The following is a 15,299-nucleotide window of genomic DNA, read 5'->3' on the forward strand; positions in this document are numbered from 1 at the left end:
CTGCAGTGCATGACTGATCCGCTCGCACGTTCCGGCCTGGTGGTCGTCGATAAGCCCGCAGGCATGACCTCACACGACGTCGTTGGCAAGCTCCGCCGCTACTTCCACACGCGCAAAGTGGGGCATGCCGGCACGCTTGACCCGATGGCGACGGGAGTGCTCGTGGTGGGACTAGAACGCGGTACGAAGTTCCTGGCACACATGGTGGCATCGACGAAGGCTTATGATGCGACGATTCGTCTGGGCATGGCAACCCACACCGATGACGCCGAAGGTGAGCGCACATGGGGAGAATCAGCAGCTGAGCTTGACGCCACCTCCATCGCCCACGAAATCCAGAACCTCACTGGTGACATAATGCAGCGCCCTGCCGCCGTGTCCGCCATCAAAATCGATGGCAAACGCGCCCACGAAAGGGTACGAGCTGGCGAGGATGTGGACATTCCCGCGCGTCCAGTCACGGTGAGCCGATTCGAGGTTCTGGACACCCGACGTGACGGCGACTATGTGGATCTGGATGTGTCGGTGACATGTTCTTCAGGAACGTATATTCGTTCCCTGGCCCGTGATCTCGGCGAGGCTCTGGGCGTGGGCGGGCACCTCACCGCGCTACGGCGCACGGAGGTGGGGCCTTTTACGCTTGCTGACGCCCTCCCCCTCGCCTCCCTGGAGGAATCCCCCGTGCTCTCATTGAGCCTCGACGAGGCGCTCGCGCGCAGCTACCCGGTCTTGGACGTCACCGAGGAGGAAGCCCAAGCACTGGCCATGGGAAAGTGGCTCGAACCGCGTGGGCTGAAGGGCATCCATGCCGCCGTGGACCCGAACGGCCGCTCGATCGCCCTCGTTAAAGAGAAGGGCAAGCGATTGGCCACGGTTTTCGTAGCGCGCCCGTCGACGCTCTAGCTTGAAGCGATGGAGCTAACCTGTAGCGTTGGCTCTCACCTGCCGCGTTAGGAGTCAAAGTTGAGTGCCGGGACCGAGGCGGACACGATGACGTAGCCTTCCCGGATAATCCAGCGACCCGTGATGAAAGGAACGGGTGTGGGCCGGGCCAAGATGTACGAAATGAGCGTGCCATCAAGGCGGAGATCAATTTCCGCCTGGTCAAAATCGAGCCAGCGCCGCGTCATAGGAAACCACGTTTTGTACGTCGCCTCTTTGGCACAAAACAGCAGACGATCCGGACAGGTGATACCAGCATCCTGCAACCGAGACAACTGCGGCATCTCCCCTGCCCTGGCAATCATGGTGAGCACATGCTCCGGCAATGGTTCGGCTGGCTCCGCGTCAAGGCCCATTGACCGCACATGGGTCGTCGGCGCGGCCACGGCGGCACGCAAGCCATCTGTGTGGGTCATCGAGCCTGTGAAACCCTCCGGCCACAGCGGCATGCCACGCTCGCCGCGCAAGATGGGCTCACCGCGGGTGTAATTCAATTCTTCGAGGGCGCGATGTGCGCACCAGCGCGCATCACCGAACTCCGCTTTGCGGATATCCACTGCTTGAGAAACCACCGAGCGCTCCTCTGGGGAGAGATGGTTGTAATTCAGCAGATCCGTCATCGACTCATCCGTGCGCACGTAGCAATAGCGCGCGGACTCCGGGAATAGGAAGGGCTCAAGCATGATCTGCCCTCCCTGTTTCCTCATCAATAGTCAGCACCGGATACGGCCACTGCTGTACGTCGCCGTGGGTCTGCCACTCACGTGGGTAGCCAAGAGACACCTCGATGTGGTCCACGCCGTCGATGTTGGTGCGGTTCGGCATGTGCAGGTGCCCGTAGATAACGGCCTTAGCGTTATAGCGCCGCGGCCACGACCTTGTATGGCGGGTGCCACACCACAGTGCGACTTCCGGCCAGCGCATATAGAGCGTCGGTTCCTGCACTAAGGGCCAGTGATTGACCAGAACGGTCTCGCCTTCCACGCGGGATAGGCGCTTGATGGAATAAGCCAGCCGGTCCCAGCACCACGCGCGCACATCAACGAACGGTGCGATGGCAAACTCATCCGTCATGACGATCTGCTTTTGCTTCGCACTGGCGAGTGCATGTTCCACCGTCGTTCCGGGTGGGCGGAAGCTGTAATCGTACAAGGTAAAGAGAGGTACGACGGTGACCCCACCAAAGACTGGAAATGGATCCTCCGGAGTCACGACGCCGATTTCGCGGCAGCCCTCAACGAGGCGATCGTATTTGTTGCGCCCTTGGTAGAGGTCTTGGCCGCGAGAGAACAGCTCATGGTTGCCTGGGGCCCAGATGACTGTGGCGTAGCGGTTTTTCAGTCGAGCCAAGGTGCTGAGCACGAGGTCGATTCGCTCGGCAACATCCCCCGCCACAATCAACCAATCGCTGGGGTCTGGGGGGACGAGCTCGTCAATACGCTCACCATTGACGCGCACCGCGGCGTGAAGATCAGAGACGGCCCACAGGGTGGTCATGGCGCCTCCTTCACACGAACATTCCCTCTACTTTTACCACAGGGTTAGATTCGCGCCCACTGCATGGAGTAAAAGCGCCACACCACGCCTACCATGCGGATCACGATGAAGGCTGCAATGCCTCCCCAGACCCCAACAAGGCCGGCACCCAGGGCGTAGGCCAGCCACACACCAGGCAGGAAGCCCAGCAACACAGATGCCAGCGTCAACGTGCGAAGGAAGGCAGCGTCCCCCGCTCCCAAAAGCACGCCATCGAGGGCAAAGAGCACACCTCCAATGACCACAAGGAAGGTCATGACCCACCATGGCCCCGAGATCACGTCAAGGACCTCCGAGCTCGTGGTGAAGATGCGTGGGATCGCCCCAGCGCCGAGAGCCAAAACAGCGGCCAAGGCCACGGAGAACGTCGTGGAGTACAGAGTGACCTTGGTTCCCACCGTTCGTGCATAACGCGCGGAACCAGCACCGAGCGCAGCTCCAGTGAGGGCTTGAGCAGCAATAGCAAGCGAATCGAGCACCAAGGCGAGGAAGTTCCACATCTGCATCATGATCTGGTGTGCCGCTAGCTGAGCAGTTCCGATACGGGAGGCGACTGCCGCCGCGGAGAGGAAGGCCACCTGAAAACTCATCGACCGCACAATAAGATCACGGCCCAACACCAGCTGGCGACGGACAACATCCCACTTCACTTCCCAGGAGCCTGTGTGCTCTCGGCGCAGCTCCCGCACGAAAAAAGCCGCGATGATCCCCATGCCGAGGACAGTAGCGACGGCTGAACCTGGCAGCCCCCACACATGCACGAAGATGGGAACAGCGATGGCACCTGGGATCATGCCAGCCAAGGTGAAATACAAAGGCTTCCGGGTGTTGTGAACACCACGCATCCAACCATTTCCGGCCATTTCCACCAGCGTGAGAGGAATGGCGAAAGCCGCGATGCGCAGCCACTGGGCGGTGCCCTCAGCAGTCTCTGGGCTACCGGTCAGCCACATGGCAAAGACACCGGCAAACAGCCACATGATGGTTGCCAGCACCAGCCCCACGCCTACCGCGACCCATGTTGCCTGCACACCTTCAGCTACTGCTTCCTCACGTTTGCCCGCTCCAAACAGACGCGACGCGCGAGCCGTGGTGCCATAGGACAGGAAGGTGAGCTGGGTAGTCACAACGGAATGCAGCGTGGCAGCCGCTCCTAGAGATGCCAACTGGGAAGCGCCCAGACGGCCCACCACAGCAGTATCAAGTAGAAGGTACAGCGGCATTGCCGCCAAAACGCCGAGCGCAGGCACAGCAAGTCGAAAGACTTCACCGGCTGTGACCTTGACTGGTTGCTCCGAGGTCATTTAGGTCAGTGCACCTACTAGCTGTGCGGTGACCTCCTCGGGCGTGCCGTGTGCGGTGTAACCGGCCGCCGGAACATGTCCGCCGCCACCGAATGTAAGAGCCACGTCCGCGCAGTTTACAACGGAAGAGCGCAGGGACACCGCCCACACCTGAGGAGCCTGCTCCTTGAACACGACACCAATATCCGTGCCTTTGAGGGCACGGACGTAATCCACGAAAGATTCAATCGCGGAATCCGCGTGGGATGCAACCTCCTCATAAGGCACAAAGAGGACGGCAAGGCGGTGCTCCCCTGCCTCTTCGATGCTGAGTCCGGAGAGCACTCGCCCGATCATCTGCAGATCATCGGCAGTGTTCGAGTCCATAAGCTCGAGCGCAATTTGTTTGGTATCAAGCCCATAGAGCATGAGGCGTGCCGCAATGTCATGCATCGCAGGACGACCCCAGCGGAAATTACCAGTATCGGTCACGAGACCTGCGTAGAGGCAGTGAGCGATGACGCGATCGATCTGAATGGAGACTCTGTCGAGGATGTCCAGAAGCACCACCGTTGTGGACTCGCACACGGGGTCTACCACGTTGATGGAGCCGAAGCCTTCATTGGACGCGTGATGGTCAATGCACAAGACTCGGCCGGCAGCCGCCATCTCAGCAATCTCGGCGGCTACTGAGCCTGTGCGATCCAGCGATCCGCAGTCCACGGTGACGTACAGGTCATAGCCCTTAGGGAGATCATCGACCAGCTCAATTTCATCCACGGTTGGAATGGAAAAGAGGTTGGCGGAAATATCACGGCGTTGACCAATCACCGTACGGGTCTCCTTGCCGCGCTGACGCAATGCAAGCGTCAACGCAGCTGCGGATCCCACAGCGTCAGCATCGGGGCGCAGGTGCGTGATGATACAGATGCTGCTGGCCTGGACCAGAGCATCCACTGCGCTTTGGTAGTTGGTTCGTGACACTTAATCCTCTTCTCTCTCCGAGGTTTTGTACGGGTTAGCGTCACCTGCTGGCTTCGCGCCTTCCTTGAGTTTTGCCAGCTCCTCATCGCGCGCGCGGGCGCGGGCGAGCAGATCCTCCATGTGTGCGGAGGCTTCCGGGACAGTATCGAGTTCGAAGGACAGCGTCGGCGTGAATCGCACGGAGAGCTGATCTCCCACGATCTTGCGCAGCTGACCTTTGGCACGGTGCAGAGCTTCCGCCGCCTGCTCGAAGTCAGGCTCAGCGTCAATATCTTTACCGCGAACTGTGTAGAACACAGTGGCATCATGCAGATCACCGGTAACTCGGGCGTCCGTAATGGTTACCAGTTCGAGGCGGCGATCCTTGATCTGGCGTTCAATAGCACTGGCCACGATGGCCTGGATGCGCTTGGCCATGCGTGCGGCGCGTGCGTGATCAACCATGGTGATGCTCCTTTAGCTTCTACTCGTGATAACTAGTCTAGGATACCGATCCCCCTCGGCCTGCGAAAACCACGGGGAAAGAACGCTGAAGCCCAGCCAGGAATCCTGGCTGGGCTTTGCTAACGAGTGTAAGAGTCACACGCGATTAGTCGCGCGGAACCTCGACCTCTTCGTAGGCCTGGATGATATCGCCTACCTGGATGTCCGGGTAGGACAGAACCATACCGCACTCGTAGCCGGCGTTGATCTCGTTGGCATCGTCCTTCTCGTGACGCAGCGACTCGATCTTTGCATCGGTCGTGATGACGTTGCCGTCACGCACGAGGCGAACCTTGCCATTGCGCTTGACCTTGCCCTCGGTGACCATACAACCAGCGATGGTGCCGACAGCGGAGGACTTGAACAGCGCACGAATTTCAGCTGCACCGGTGTCGCGCTCCTCGTAGATGGGCTTGAGCATGCCCTTGAGAGCAGCCTCCACCTCTTCGATAGCACGGTAGATCACGGTGTAGTAGCGCACATCGACGCCCTCAGCGTTAGCTTCCTCGGTGGCCTTGCCCTCAGCGCGAACGTTGAAGGCGATGATGACGGCGTCGGAAGCCGCGGCCAGGGAAACGTTGGTCTGGGTCACTGCACCAACACCACGGTCGATGATGTTGAGCTGTACCTCGTCGCCGACCTCGATGTCCAGCAGGGCATCCTCGAGGGCCTCGACCGAACCGGCGTTGTCGCCCTTGAGGATGAGGTTGAGCGTCGAAGTTTCCTTGAGCACTGCATCCAGATCCTCGAGGGACACACGCTTGCGGGCCTTTGCCTGCAGAGCGGAGCGCTTGCGGGCGTCACGCTGTGCGGCAATCTGGCGTGCAACGCGGTCATCCTCGACCACGAGCAGGTTGTCACCTGCGCCAGGCACGCCATTGAGGCCCTGTACCTGAACCGGGCGGGACGGACCTGCCTCTTCGACGTCTTGGCCGAATTCATCAAGCATGCGACGAACACGACCATGCGAATCACCGACAACGATGGAATCACCGATGTGCAGCGTACCGCGCTGAATGATGACGGTAGCCACCGGACCACGGCCGCGGTCGAGGTGTGCTTCGATGGCAGCACCCTGAGCGTCCATGTCCGGGTTCGCGGTGAGCTCAAGAGCCGCATCAGCAGTCAGAATAACTGCCTCAAGCAGCTCATCGATGTTGATGTTGTTCTTAGCGGAGATGTCCACGAACATCGTGTCGCCGCCGTATTCTTCCGGAATCAAGCCGTACTCAGTGAGCTGACCACGAATCTTATCCGGCTGAGCCTCCGGCTTATCAATCTTGTTGACTGCCACCACGACCGGGATATCTGCGGCCTTGGCGTGGTTAATAGCCTCCACGGTCTGCGGCATCACACCGTCGTCAGCAGCGACGACGAGGATAGCCAAGTCCGTGGACTTCGCACCACGCGCACGCATAGCGGTGAAGGCCTCGTGACCCGGGGTATCCAGGAAGGTGATGGTGCGCGGGCCGTCCTCAAGGTCAACGACGGTCTGGTAGGCACCGATACCCTGGGTAATACCGTCGGCCTCACCCGCACCTTCGTTGGTCTTACGAATGGTATCCAACAGGCGAGTCTTACCGTGGTCGACGTGACCCATCACGGTGACAACTGGCGGGCGCTTCTCCAGAGCCTCTTCGCCACCTTCATCCTGGCCGAACTGAAGGTCAAAGGACTCAAGCAGCTCACGGTCTTCGTCCTCTGGGGAAACGACCTGAACGTCGTAGTTAATCTCAGAGCCCAGCAGCTGCAGGGTGTCCTCAGAAACGGAGGCCGTTGCAGTCACCATTTCACCAAGGTTGAAGAGTGCCTGAACCAAAGCTGCTGGATCTGCGCCGATCTTCTCAGCGAAGTCAGCCAAGGAAGCACCGCGACGCAGGCGAACGGTCTTGCCGCCGCCGTCAGGCAGGCGTACGCCGCCTACCTCGTGCTTCTGCTGCTCTTCAAACTCGTGGCGCTTCTGACGCTTCGACTTCTTGCCGCGACGCGGAGCGCCGCCTGGGCGGCCGAATGCACCAGCGGTGCCGCCGCGACGACCGCCGCGACCACCGCGGAAACCGCCGGGTCCGCCACCGGGGCCACCGTGGCCCGGGCCACCACGGCCGCCACGACCACGGCCGCCGCCTCCTCCGCCACCGGAAGACTTGGACGGCATGCTTGCCGGGTTCGGGTGGGACGGCATCATGGCCGGCGATGGACGACGACCGCCGCCGCCCTTGTTTCCGTCACCCTGCGGGCGACCGCCACCCTTGCCGCCGCGGTTATCGCCCGGCTTAGCGCCGGAACGCTGGCCCTTCGAGCCACCCGGACGCGGCCCAGGGGTTGGACGGTCACCGCTAGAGCCACCCGTAGAGAACGGGTTATTAGCTACACGGCGGGTACCACCCGGCTTCGGCATGGAGCGCGGCGTAGCACCACGCTCGCCACCTTTAGCAGAGCTCTTCTGCTGTGCGCCCGGCTTAGGGGCTCCAGCACCTGGCTTCGGCGCTGCGGCGCCCGGCTTCGGAGCTGCGGCACCTGGCTTGGGGGCGCCAGCACCTGGCTTCGGAGCAGCGGCGCCCGGCTTCGGAGCTGCAGCACCTGGCTTCGGCGCAGCGGGCTTAGCGGGCTTCTTCTCTGCCGGTTTGTTCTCTGCAGACTTCTTTGCTGCAGGCTTAGGCGCACTGGAGCCGGAAGCTGCAGGCTTATCCTTCTTCTCGCCGCTCTGAGCTTCCTTAGCTTCGTAGTGCGCGCGCATCTTCTTAACCACCGGAGGCTCGATGGTCGAGGATGCGGTTTTCACGAACTCGCCCTGTTCTTTCAGCGTGGCGAGTAGTTCCTTGCTGGTTACACCGAGCTGCTTTGCCAACTCGTGTACACGTAGCTTTCCGGGCACTTGTCTCCTCTTTAATCTTCCTAGGAGCCAAGGCCGCGAAAATACGGCTTGACCCCTAGTTAATGGCTATGGACTGTCATCGCTGATGCTGCTTCATGGTTGTGCGCTCATCAGTGTTCGGTCTTCCTTTTTAACTCTGGGTCGCACGGACTGACGCCCGCCGACGGCACCTGCTGCTGGGCAGCAAGGTACTCACGTACGTGACCTGTGTCCACGTCAGTGGACATTCGGAGCGCGCGCTTGAAGGCACGAGTTCGCTCCGCCAGCGCTACTGCTTCCAGATCTGGTCTGATCCATGCTCCCCTCCCAGGGAGCCGGCGACGCGGGTCCGGAACGACACGGCGACCTTCGGGATCGTCCCTATCGGCGACAACCCTGAGCAGTTCCGTGTCGGGATGCTTCTGGCGCGTAGCGATACAGGTTCGGAGTCGCTGTCCTTGAGACATCCAACTCCTTACGTTGTTTCGCCACTGCTACTACGCCACAGCATTCCTGCATGTGGGCCGTTGTCTAGTCTACGCGAAAATACGCCAAACCTTTAATTCCGCCGCGGGTTAATCACGCGCTGCGTCAGAGTGAATATCAATCTTCCAGCCCGTGAGGCGGGCAGCCAGACGAGCGTTCTGGCCTTCCTTGCCGATGGCTAGGGACAGTTGGTAGTCCGGCACGGTCACCTTGGCCACTTGCGCTTCTTCATCGAGGATCTCCACGCGTACAACCTTGGACGGCGCCAACGCATTGCCCACGTATACGCTGGGATCTTCGTTGAAGTCGATAATGTCGATCTTCTCACCGCCAATTTCGCGCATGATGTTGCTCACTCGCGCACCCTTGGGACCGATACAAGCACCCTTGGCGTTCAGGCCCTTCGCATGTCCCACGACAGACACCTTGGAACGGTGCCCCGCCTCACGGGCGATCGCGATGAGCTCAACGGTGCCATCAGCAACCTCCGGAACCTCCAGCTCAAAAAGACCACGCACCAGCTCCGGGTGAGTACGCGACAGCGTAATCTGCACCTTCGCACCAGTGCGGTTGACGCCCACCACGTAGGCCTTGACACGATCGCCATGCTCGAGCTTCTCCCCCGGCAGTTGTTCGGCAGGCAGGAGAATGGCGTCCTGGGAATCGTGCTCGGTACCCAGCTGCACCACAACAACGCCACGCTTGTTGGCGTGAATGTCGCGCTGCACCACACCAGACACGACGGTGCCGATGAGCTCAGAATAGGAATCATAGGTGCGCTCAGCTTCGTCCTCACGCAGCTTGCGCAGGATGGCGTCACGGACAGCCTGCGCGCCGATGCGGCCGAAGTTCTCTGGGGTGTCATCGTATTCGCTGATGACCTCACCAGTTTCGGGATCGCTCTCCGTGACAATGACCGCCACCGCGCCGGAATCTGCATCGATGTCGACACGTGACTTCGTGCCTGCTGCCTTAGTCTCGGCTGACTCGGTGCGGTAATCCAGATAGGAATACAAAAGGGCACCCGCGATGGCTTCGAGCAGGTCCTTCACGTGGACGCCACGCTCGCGCTGAATCGTACGAAGTGCCTCTAGGTCAATATTCACTTATTAGTCCTCTCGGGTTGCCGAGTTCTGCTCGGCGAAATCGAACGTCTGCTTAGTCGCCTCCAGCTCCTGTGCTGAAGGTTGAGCAAATTCAATTTCTACCACCGCACGGGTGAGGTTTTCCAATCGCTCGATCTGGTAGTGCACCTCCTTCTTCACAGTCGTGACGAGCGCCACGGATTTTTCATCTTCTGAAAGAGCACCGATGCGAGCGACGTGGGTGGTATCGGGGACGTCGGCAAGCGCGAAGCCCACGAGCCGTCCACGGTTACGGCGCCAGTGACGTGCGGCGGTGAGTGGGAAGTCCACGCCGGGGGTTGAGACCTCGAGCGTGTAGCCGGCACCAAAGTTCAGTTCACCGGCGTCTTCCTTCGCATCAAACAGTGCTGAAATCTCCTGAGACAACTCCTCAATAAGGTCTGAACTCGGGCGCTCATCACCGTCAACGCGGATAATGACCTGGGATTTCTTGCCAGCCCTCGTGGTCTTCACGTCCTCGATGTCGAGGCCGCGTGGGGTGACGACTGGCTGCAGGATGTCAGTAAGTTGCGCGGGTGTTGGGAATGCCATGCGCTCTAGACTAGGCCACACGGGTAGGGTCTATCGCGTGAACCGCCGAGTAGTTGTGCCTGCCCTCGCCCTCGTAGCCGCGCCGTGGCTCAGTGGCTGCCAAGCCACCAATGCCGTTGTGGACTATTTTGGTCCGCGCGCGGATCCCGCCTTGACCTCCCTCGCTCATGCCGCGAGCGCCGATGCTGAAGCTTTACAGGCGCTCGATGCCGACGCGGCGGCGTTACGCTCGCAGCACGCGGAAGAACTCTATGGGGAAATTGATCGCCTGTGCGGACGGGATGAGAACGGTCAAGCCCCACGTTCCTGTGCGGTTGACAGGGATGTGGCGCCGCGTGAGGCCGCCGATGTTTCCACAGTGCTTCACGACGCCTCCACGTCCACCGAAGAACAACTCGACCACGTGTCCTCGGAGTCCCGTGCGCTTGTCGTGGCCCAGGCCATCGCCCTGGAAGCGTGGACTGGTGACGAGCTCGGCGCGGCCCCGGCACTAACGAAGCCTGAAAGAGACCACGCAGTCGATCTCCTCGAGTGGGAATACCAACAGGTCTACGCCCTCGACTTCGCGCGCTCCTACGCTGCACCGGAGCTGGAGGAGACCATCGATGAGCGCCTCGACGTACATGAATACCGCATTCTGGAGCTGCAGGTAGTTCTGGACAAGCTTGGCGCTGTGCCCCAGCCCGCAGCGGCATATCAATCCCCCGGTGGGGCACTACCCCAGGATGCAGATTCAGCACGTGAATTCATCGACACCGTCGCACACAATGACACTCTGAAGTGGACCGATGCTGCCACGCAGGCCGCGGCGACTGCAGGAAGCGATAGCGAGGCTGAAGCCACGGCGGCGTGGCAGCGTTGGCTTATCGCGGTTGCGGCGCAATCACACCGCTTCCACACCGCCTAAGCGTGTGGCCTACTTCTTGTCCGCGTACAGCGACCAGGCGTAGCGCATCACCGGGATCTGCAGCGGCAAGCGCACCGCGTGATAGATCTTCTTGCCGGTCGACGCTTTGCCGCTCGAAAGGTCCTTGTAGGCCTGATAGAAGTTCGCTGGCCAGACGGCTGCGAGCAAAGCAAAGGCGGACAGGCCGCCGACCTTGCGCGTCGAGGGATTGGCCAGCAGCCCACCTGTCACCACTTCCCAGGCACCAGAAGTGAAGTTGTAGAAGCGGGCCGGTCCCGGCAACTGCGGGGGAATGATCGACTCGAATGGCTCTGGCTTAGCAAAGTGCAGAATGCCCATTGTGGAAAGGGCGCCGGCCATCGGATATGTCAGGGCGGGCTTGTGTGAACTCATGCCCGCTAGCCTACGCTTGCTCCCCTCTTATCCGCGGATGAGCTCAGTGAGGGTATCGACGATCTCGTCAGCAGGGACCTCACGGGTCTCACCACCGCGGATACGCAGCTCAATGATGCCGTCAGCGAAGGAGCGTCCCAAGATAGCAATAAACGGCATACCGAGCAGCTCAGCGTCCTTGAACTTGACGCCTGGGGAGACCTTCGGACGATCGTCGAAAAGCACCTCGATTCCCGCGCGGTCTAGGTCCTCCACGAGCTTTTGCCCTGCCTCCATGGCGGCAGCATCCTTGTTGGCCACGGCCACGTGCACCTGATACGGAGCCACAGCCACCGGCCAGTTAAGGCCCTTCTCGTCGTGGCGCTGCTCCGCCAGAACCGCAAGCATACGAGTGACACCGATGCCATAAGAGCCCATGGTCGGAACAGCACGCTTGCCATTCTCATCCAGGATCTGCACGTCGAAGGCCTCGGTGTACTTGCGGCCCAGCTGGAAGATGTGGCCGAGCTCAATGCCGCGCTCCAAGGTCAGAGTGCCCTGACCATTCGGGGCTGGGTCGCCTTCCTTGACTTCAGCGGCTTCGATGAATTCATCGACGGTGAAGTCACGTCCAGCGACGCATCCCTCAACATGGCGGTTCGGGGCATCCGCACCCGTAATCCAGGCAGTGCCCGACACCACGCGGGGATCGGCGTAAACCTTCACCTCGTTAGCGTTGAGTGCGCGCGGACCCACATAGCCCTTGACTAGGAAGGGGTTCTTCTTAAAGTCAGCTTCACCGGCAAGCTCGAACTCAGCCGGCTCCAGGGACGCCTCGAGGCGCTTCTCATCCAAGCCACGATCACCGGGAATAAGAACCGCAGCCAGCTCCCATTCCTTCTCCTCTTCCGTGGCCGCGGGAGCGGCCACCTTGATCATCATGCACTTGAGGGTGTCGGCAGCGCTGACCTCGTGCCCGTCAACAGTGACGCCCGCGCTCTTGGCCCACTCCACCAGCGACTCGATGGTCTCCGCGTCCGGGGTCTCGTGCTCTTGGGCCTCCGGCAAACCATCGAAAGGAATTTCCTCCGGAGCCTGTGTGACGACTGCCTCCACGTTAGCGGCGTAGTCGCCCTCAGTGGAACGCACGAAGGTGTCCTCACCGACCTCGGAGACCGCGAGGAACTCTTCGGAGGCCGAGCCACCCATCGCACCGGAGGTGGCCTTGCAGATGGCGTAGTCGATGCCGAGGCGGTTGAAGATGTTCTGGTAGGCCTTGCGGTGACGAGCATAAGACTCATCAAGGCCCTCGTCAGACATATCGAAGGAGTAGGAATCCTTCATGGTGAATTCGCGGCCGCGCAGAACACCGGCGCGCGGGCGCTCTTCATCGCGATACTTCGTCTGAATTTGGTACAGCGTGACCGGGAAGTCCTTGTACGAGGAGTACATGTCCTTGACAGCGGTGGCGAACATTTCCTCGTGTGTGGGCCCGAGGAGCATATCAGCGCCCTTGCGGTCCTTGAGGCGGAAGAGGTTATCGCCGTACTCTGTCCAGCGGTTCGAGGTCTCATAAGGCTCGCGCGGCAGCAGAGCCGGGAACAGCATTTCCTGGCCACCGATGGCGTTCATCTCTTCACGGATAACGTCCTCAATTTTACGCATCGCGCGCAGGCCCAGCGGCAGCCACGTGTACACGCCCGGCGCGACGCGGCGCACGTAACCTGCACGGACAAGAAGCTTGTGGCTGAGTACTTCGGCATCAGCCGGATCCTCACGAAGAGTGCGGAGGAAAAGCTCAGAAAGACGTGTAATCATGGTTGTTCAGTCTACATCGCTAGCATGTAGCCATGCTGATCATCCTCCCTCCTTCTGAGACCAAGGCCCATGGCGGCAACGGCGCACCCGTGAACTGGGACGCGCTCTCCTTCCCTGAGCTGACCCCTATACGTCGAGAGATTGCCGCTGAGCTGTCAGCTCTCGACGTCGACGAGGCCCTCACTGTGTTGAAGATTTCGCAGAAGCTGCGCGGTGAGGCCGAGTCCAATCGCGAGTTGGAGTCTTCTCCCACCATGCCTGCTCTGGAACGGTTCACGGGCGTGCTGTACGACGCCCTCGATGCACCTAGTCTGCCCTCCGACGCGCGTGAGTTCCTCGCTGTGGGCGATGCGTTATTTGGTCTTGTGCGCGCAGACGACCTCATCCCGCACTACCGGCTCTCCGGCGGCACCAAGCTGGGTGGGCGCACACTAAAGTCGCGCTGGGGCACGGCGATTACGGATGAACTCCGCGCGCTTGCCGCCTCCGAGCTTGTTATCGATATGCGCTCTGGCACGTACCAGCAGCTGGGCAAGCTGAAGGACGCTGCTACGGTGCGCGTGGAGTCCGTGCAGGAGGATGGAACGCGCAAGGTTGTTTCGCACTTCAACAAGAAGTACAAGGGCGAGCTCGCCCGCGTGCTGGCTCTGCACGGCGATGAGGTGGCCACTATCGAGGACGCCGCCCACATAGCTCAGGACGCGGGCATGCGCACCGAACTGCGCGGCAGCGAGCTGGTGCTCGTGGTCTGATTTATCTATTTATCAATTTATCAACGCCCGCCGATTTATCTATTTATCAATTTATCTGACTGCTATATACTCTCAGTATGACTGGAAACCCTTTTCGCCCAACCTTTGGCGCTAGCCCGCTAAAGTGGGCTGGCCGCAGTGCAGTTCTCAATGACTTCACGGTTGGGCTCGGCGGCGGAGTTGGAAACCCCAATCGCGCAATGCTTATTAGCGGCCATCGTGGGATGGGCAAAACAGTCCTGTTGACTGAGCTCGAGGACCTCGCAGCCCAACAAGGATGGGCTGTTATTCGAGTCAGTGGCCGAAGCAATTCAGTCACTCAGCTCATCGACTCCATCATTCCAGAAAAGATCAACCAGCTGTCTTCTCCATCAACCCGTCGAATCAAGGACATTCGCATTGCGGGCCTCGGTGGCATTGGTACTGAAGAGATCGGTACGCCACCGGTGCCAACATTGGAATCACGCTTGCGTGAACTCTCCGCTCATCTCAAAGACAGCGGAATTCTACTTACTATCGATGAGATTCAAGACGCCGATCCTCATGACCTTGAGAACATCGCAGTCGCATTCCAGCATCTTGTTCGCGATGAACTCGACGTTGCCATTGTGATGGCAGGGCTTACTGCTGGTGTTGACAAGCTTCTACACCTACCGGGAACAACGTTTTTGCGCCGTGCCCGCCGATTTCACCTTGGACCTGTCAACCCGCAAGCTACAACCAGCGCTTTCAAAGATACGGCAGCACTAACATCGATTGCTTTCAACGACGAAGCTGCCGACCGCGCTACTGAAGCTAGCCACGGTTATCCCTTCCTCATCCAGCTCATCGGGTACTTGGCCTGGAACGCCGCGTCACAAGCCAGTGAAACGACCATTTCCTCAACAACCGTTGACGCTGTTCTCGATGAGGCAATCACGACAATAGGAACGCATGTGCATGATCCTGCGGTACGTGCACTAAGCCAACGCCAACTTGAGTACCTACACGCGCTGGCAGACATAGCAGATGAAGCTGGAACGGCCACCTCCGGTGCTATCGCTCACGAGCTCAAGACAACAACAACGTCTCTCAGTGAAGTGCGCGCGCGTTTGCTAGAACAGGGGCTTATCGACGCTCCACGGCACGGTACAGTTGCCCTAGCGCTGCCATACCTCCGCAATTATCTTCACGCAGGCGGCGAACAAACCTACGTGGATTAAACCT

The 15,299-nt window shown here is 60.1% G+C and carries 15 protein-coding genes; 4 read left to right on the forward strand and 11 right to left on the reverse strand.

Annotation, left to right across the window (positions count from 1 at the left end):
* Positions 1 to 9 precede the first annotated feature (9 nt).
* Positions 10 to 903, forward strand: a complete 894-nt coding sequence (truB, locus tag CSING_RS08115; RefSeq protein WP_042531300.1) for a tRNA pseudouridine(55) synthase TruB — start codon at positions 10 to 12, stop codon at positions 901 to 903.
* A 47-nt stretch (positions 904 to 950) separates the two neighbouring features.
* Here truB and CSING_RS08120 read toward each other — a convergent pair whose 3' ends face one another.
* From CSING_RS08120 to rimP, 9 genes are all read right to left on the reverse strand, one after another.
* Positions 951 to 1,625, reverse strand: coding sequence for a 4'-phosphopantetheinyl transferase family protein (locus tag CSING_RS08120; protein WP_042531302.1), 675 nt, complete (start codon positions 1,623 to 1,625; stop codon positions 951 to 953).
* Entirely contained in the window at positions 1,618 to 2,439 is an 822-nt protein-coding gene (locus CSING_RS08125; RefSeq protein WP_042531304.1) for a metallophosphoesterase family protein, read from the reverse strand. Before CSING_RS08125 ends, CSING_RS08120 begins: the two co-directional genes overlap by 8 nt.
* 44 nt (positions 2,440 to 2,483) lie before the next feature.
* Positions 2,484 to 3,782, reverse strand: a complete 1,299-nt coding sequence (locus CSING_RS08130) for an MATE family efflux transporter (RefSeq protein ID WP_042531306.1) — start codon at positions 3,780 to 3,782, stop codon at positions 2,484 to 2,486.
* A complete protein-coding gene (locus CSING_RS08135; protein ID WP_042531307.1) occupies positions 3,783 to 4,745 on the reverse strand; it encodes a DHH family phosphoesterase in 963 nt (320 codons plus the stop codon). It abuts the gene before it with no gap.
* A complete protein-coding gene (rbfA, locus tag CSING_RS08140) occupies positions 4,746 to 5,189 on the reverse strand; it encodes a 30S ribosome-binding factor RbfA (protein WP_042531309.1) in 444 nt (147 codons plus the stop codon).
* Positions 5,190 to 5,334: 145 nt separating this feature from the next.
* Positions 5,335 to 8,103, reverse strand: coding sequence for a translation initiation factor IF-2 (infB, locus tag CSING_RS08145; protein WP_042531311.1), 2,769 nt, complete (start codon positions 8,101 to 8,103; stop codon positions 5,335 to 5,337).
* 110 nt (positions 8,104 to 8,213) lie between these two features.
* A complete protein-coding gene (locus CSING_RS08150; RefSeq protein ID WP_042531314.1) occupies positions 8,214 to 8,549 on the reverse strand; it encodes a YlxR family protein in 336 nt (111 codons plus the stop codon).
* Positions 8,550 to 8,657: 108 nt separating this feature from the next.
* Entirely contained in the window at positions 8,658 to 9,674 is a 1,017-nt protein-coding gene (nusA, locus tag CSING_RS08155) for a transcription termination factor NusA (RefSeq protein WP_042531316.1), read from the reverse strand.
* Positions 9,675 to 9,677: 3 nt separating this feature from the next.
* Positions 9,678 to 10,244 carry a ribosome maturation factor RimP gene (gene rimP / locus CSING_RS08160; RefSeq protein WP_042531318.1) on the reverse strand — a complete coding sequence of 189 codons (567 nt, stop codon included), beginning with the start codon at positions 10,242 to 10,244 and terminating at the stop codon, positions 9,678 to 9,680.
* Positions 10,245 to 10,281: 37 nt separating this feature from the next.
* Between rimP and CSING_RS08165 the strand changes: the two genes are divergently transcribed.
* Positions 10,282 to 11,151: a hypothetical protein gene (locus CSING_RS08165; RefSeq protein ID WP_042531320.1), complete on the forward strand. Its 870-nt coding sequence runs from the start codon at positions 10,282 to 10,284 to the stop codon at positions 11,149 to 11,151.
* Positions 11,152 to 11,160: 9 nt separating this feature from the next.
* Here the strand turns inward: CSING_RS08165 and CSING_RS08170 are convergent, their stop codons facing one another.
* Complete coding sequence (locus CSING_RS08170) at positions 11,161 to 11,544, reverse strand: DoxX family protein (protein WP_042531322.1); 384 nt, start codon at positions 11,542 to 11,544, stop codon at positions 11,161 to 11,163.
* A 27-nt stretch (positions 11,545 to 11,571) separates the two neighbouring features.
* Positions 11,572 to 13,341 (reverse strand): proline--tRNA ligase, encoded by a 1,770-nt coding sequence (locus CSING_RS08175; protein ID WP_042531324.1) that lies wholly within the window; start codon positions 13,339 to 13,341, stop codon positions 11,572 to 11,574.
* A 32-nt stretch (positions 13,342 to 13,373) separates the two neighbouring features.
* On the opposite strand from CSING_RS08175, the gene yaaA reads away from it, so the two are divergent.
* Both yaaA and CSING_RS08185 read left to right on the forward strand, forming a co-directional pair.
* Positions 13,374 to 14,093 (forward strand): peroxide stress protein YaaA, encoded by a 720-nt coding sequence (yaaA, locus tag CSING_RS08180; RefSeq protein WP_042531326.1) that lies wholly within the window; start codon positions 13,374 to 13,376, stop codon positions 14,091 to 14,093.
* Between the two features lie 77 nt (positions 14,094 to 14,170).
* Positions 14,171 to 15,295 (forward strand): AAA family ATPase, encoded by a 1,125-nt coding sequence (locus tag CSING_RS08185; RefSeq protein ID WP_042531328.1) that lies wholly within the window; start codon positions 14,171 to 14,173, stop codon positions 15,293 to 15,295.
* Positions 15,296 to 15,299: the final 4 nt, after the last annotated feature.

It is taken from the genome of Corynebacterium singulare (genome assembly GCF_000833575.1).
Taxonomy (GTDB): domain Bacteria; phylum Actinomycetota; class Actinomycetes; order Mycobacteriales; family Mycobacteriaceae; genus Corynebacterium; species Corynebacterium singulare.

What these genes read in the sequence shown, in the direction of transcription:
- yaaA (WP_042531326.1), top strand. Translation starts at nt 13,374, where the DNA reads ATGCTGATCATCCTCCCTCCTTCTGAGACCAAGGCCCATGGCGGCAAC.
- CSING_RS08120 (WP_042531302.1), bottom strand. Translation starts at nt 1,625, where the DNA reads ATGCTTGAGCCCTTCCTATTCCCGGAGTCCGCGCGCTATTGCTACGTG.
- CSING_RS08185 (WP_042531328.1), top strand. Translation starts at nt 14,171, where the DNA reads ATGACTGGAAACCCTTTTCGCCCAACCTTTGGCGCTAGCCCGCTAAAG.
- rimP (WP_042531318.1), bottom strand. Translation starts at nt 10,244, where the DNA reads ATGGCATTCCCAACACCCGCGCAACTTACTGACATCCTGCAGCCAGTC.
- CSING_RS08130 (WP_042531306.1), bottom strand. Translation starts at nt 3,782, where the DNA reads ATGACCTCGGAGCAACCAGTCAAGGTCACAGCCGGTGAAGTCTTTCGA.
- truB (WP_042531300.1), top strand. Translation starts at nt 10, where the DNA reads ATGACTGATCCGCTCGCACGTTCCGGCCTGGTGGTCGTCGATAAGCCC.
- CSING_RS08175 (WP_042531324.1), bottom strand. Translation starts at nt 13,341, where the DNA reads ATGATTACACGTCTTTCTGAGCTTTTCCTCCGCACTCTTCGTGAGGAT.
- rbfA (WP_042531309.1), bottom strand. Translation starts at nt 5,189, where the DNA reads ATGGTTGATCACGCACGCGCCGCACGCATGGCCAAGCGCATCCAGGCC.
- CSING_RS08170 (WP_042531322.1), bottom strand. Translation starts at nt 11,544, where the DNA reads ATGAGTTCACACAAGCCCGCCCTGACATATCCGATGGCCGGCGCCCTT.
- CSING_RS08125 (WP_042531304.1), bottom strand. Translation starts at nt 2,439, where the DNA reads ATGACCACCCTGTGGGCCGTCTCTGATCTTCACGCCGCGGTGCGCGTC.
- CSING_RS08150 (WP_042531314.1), bottom strand. Translation starts at nt 8,549, where the DNA reads ATGTCTCAAGGACAGCGACTCCGAACCTGTATCGCTACGCGCCAGAAG.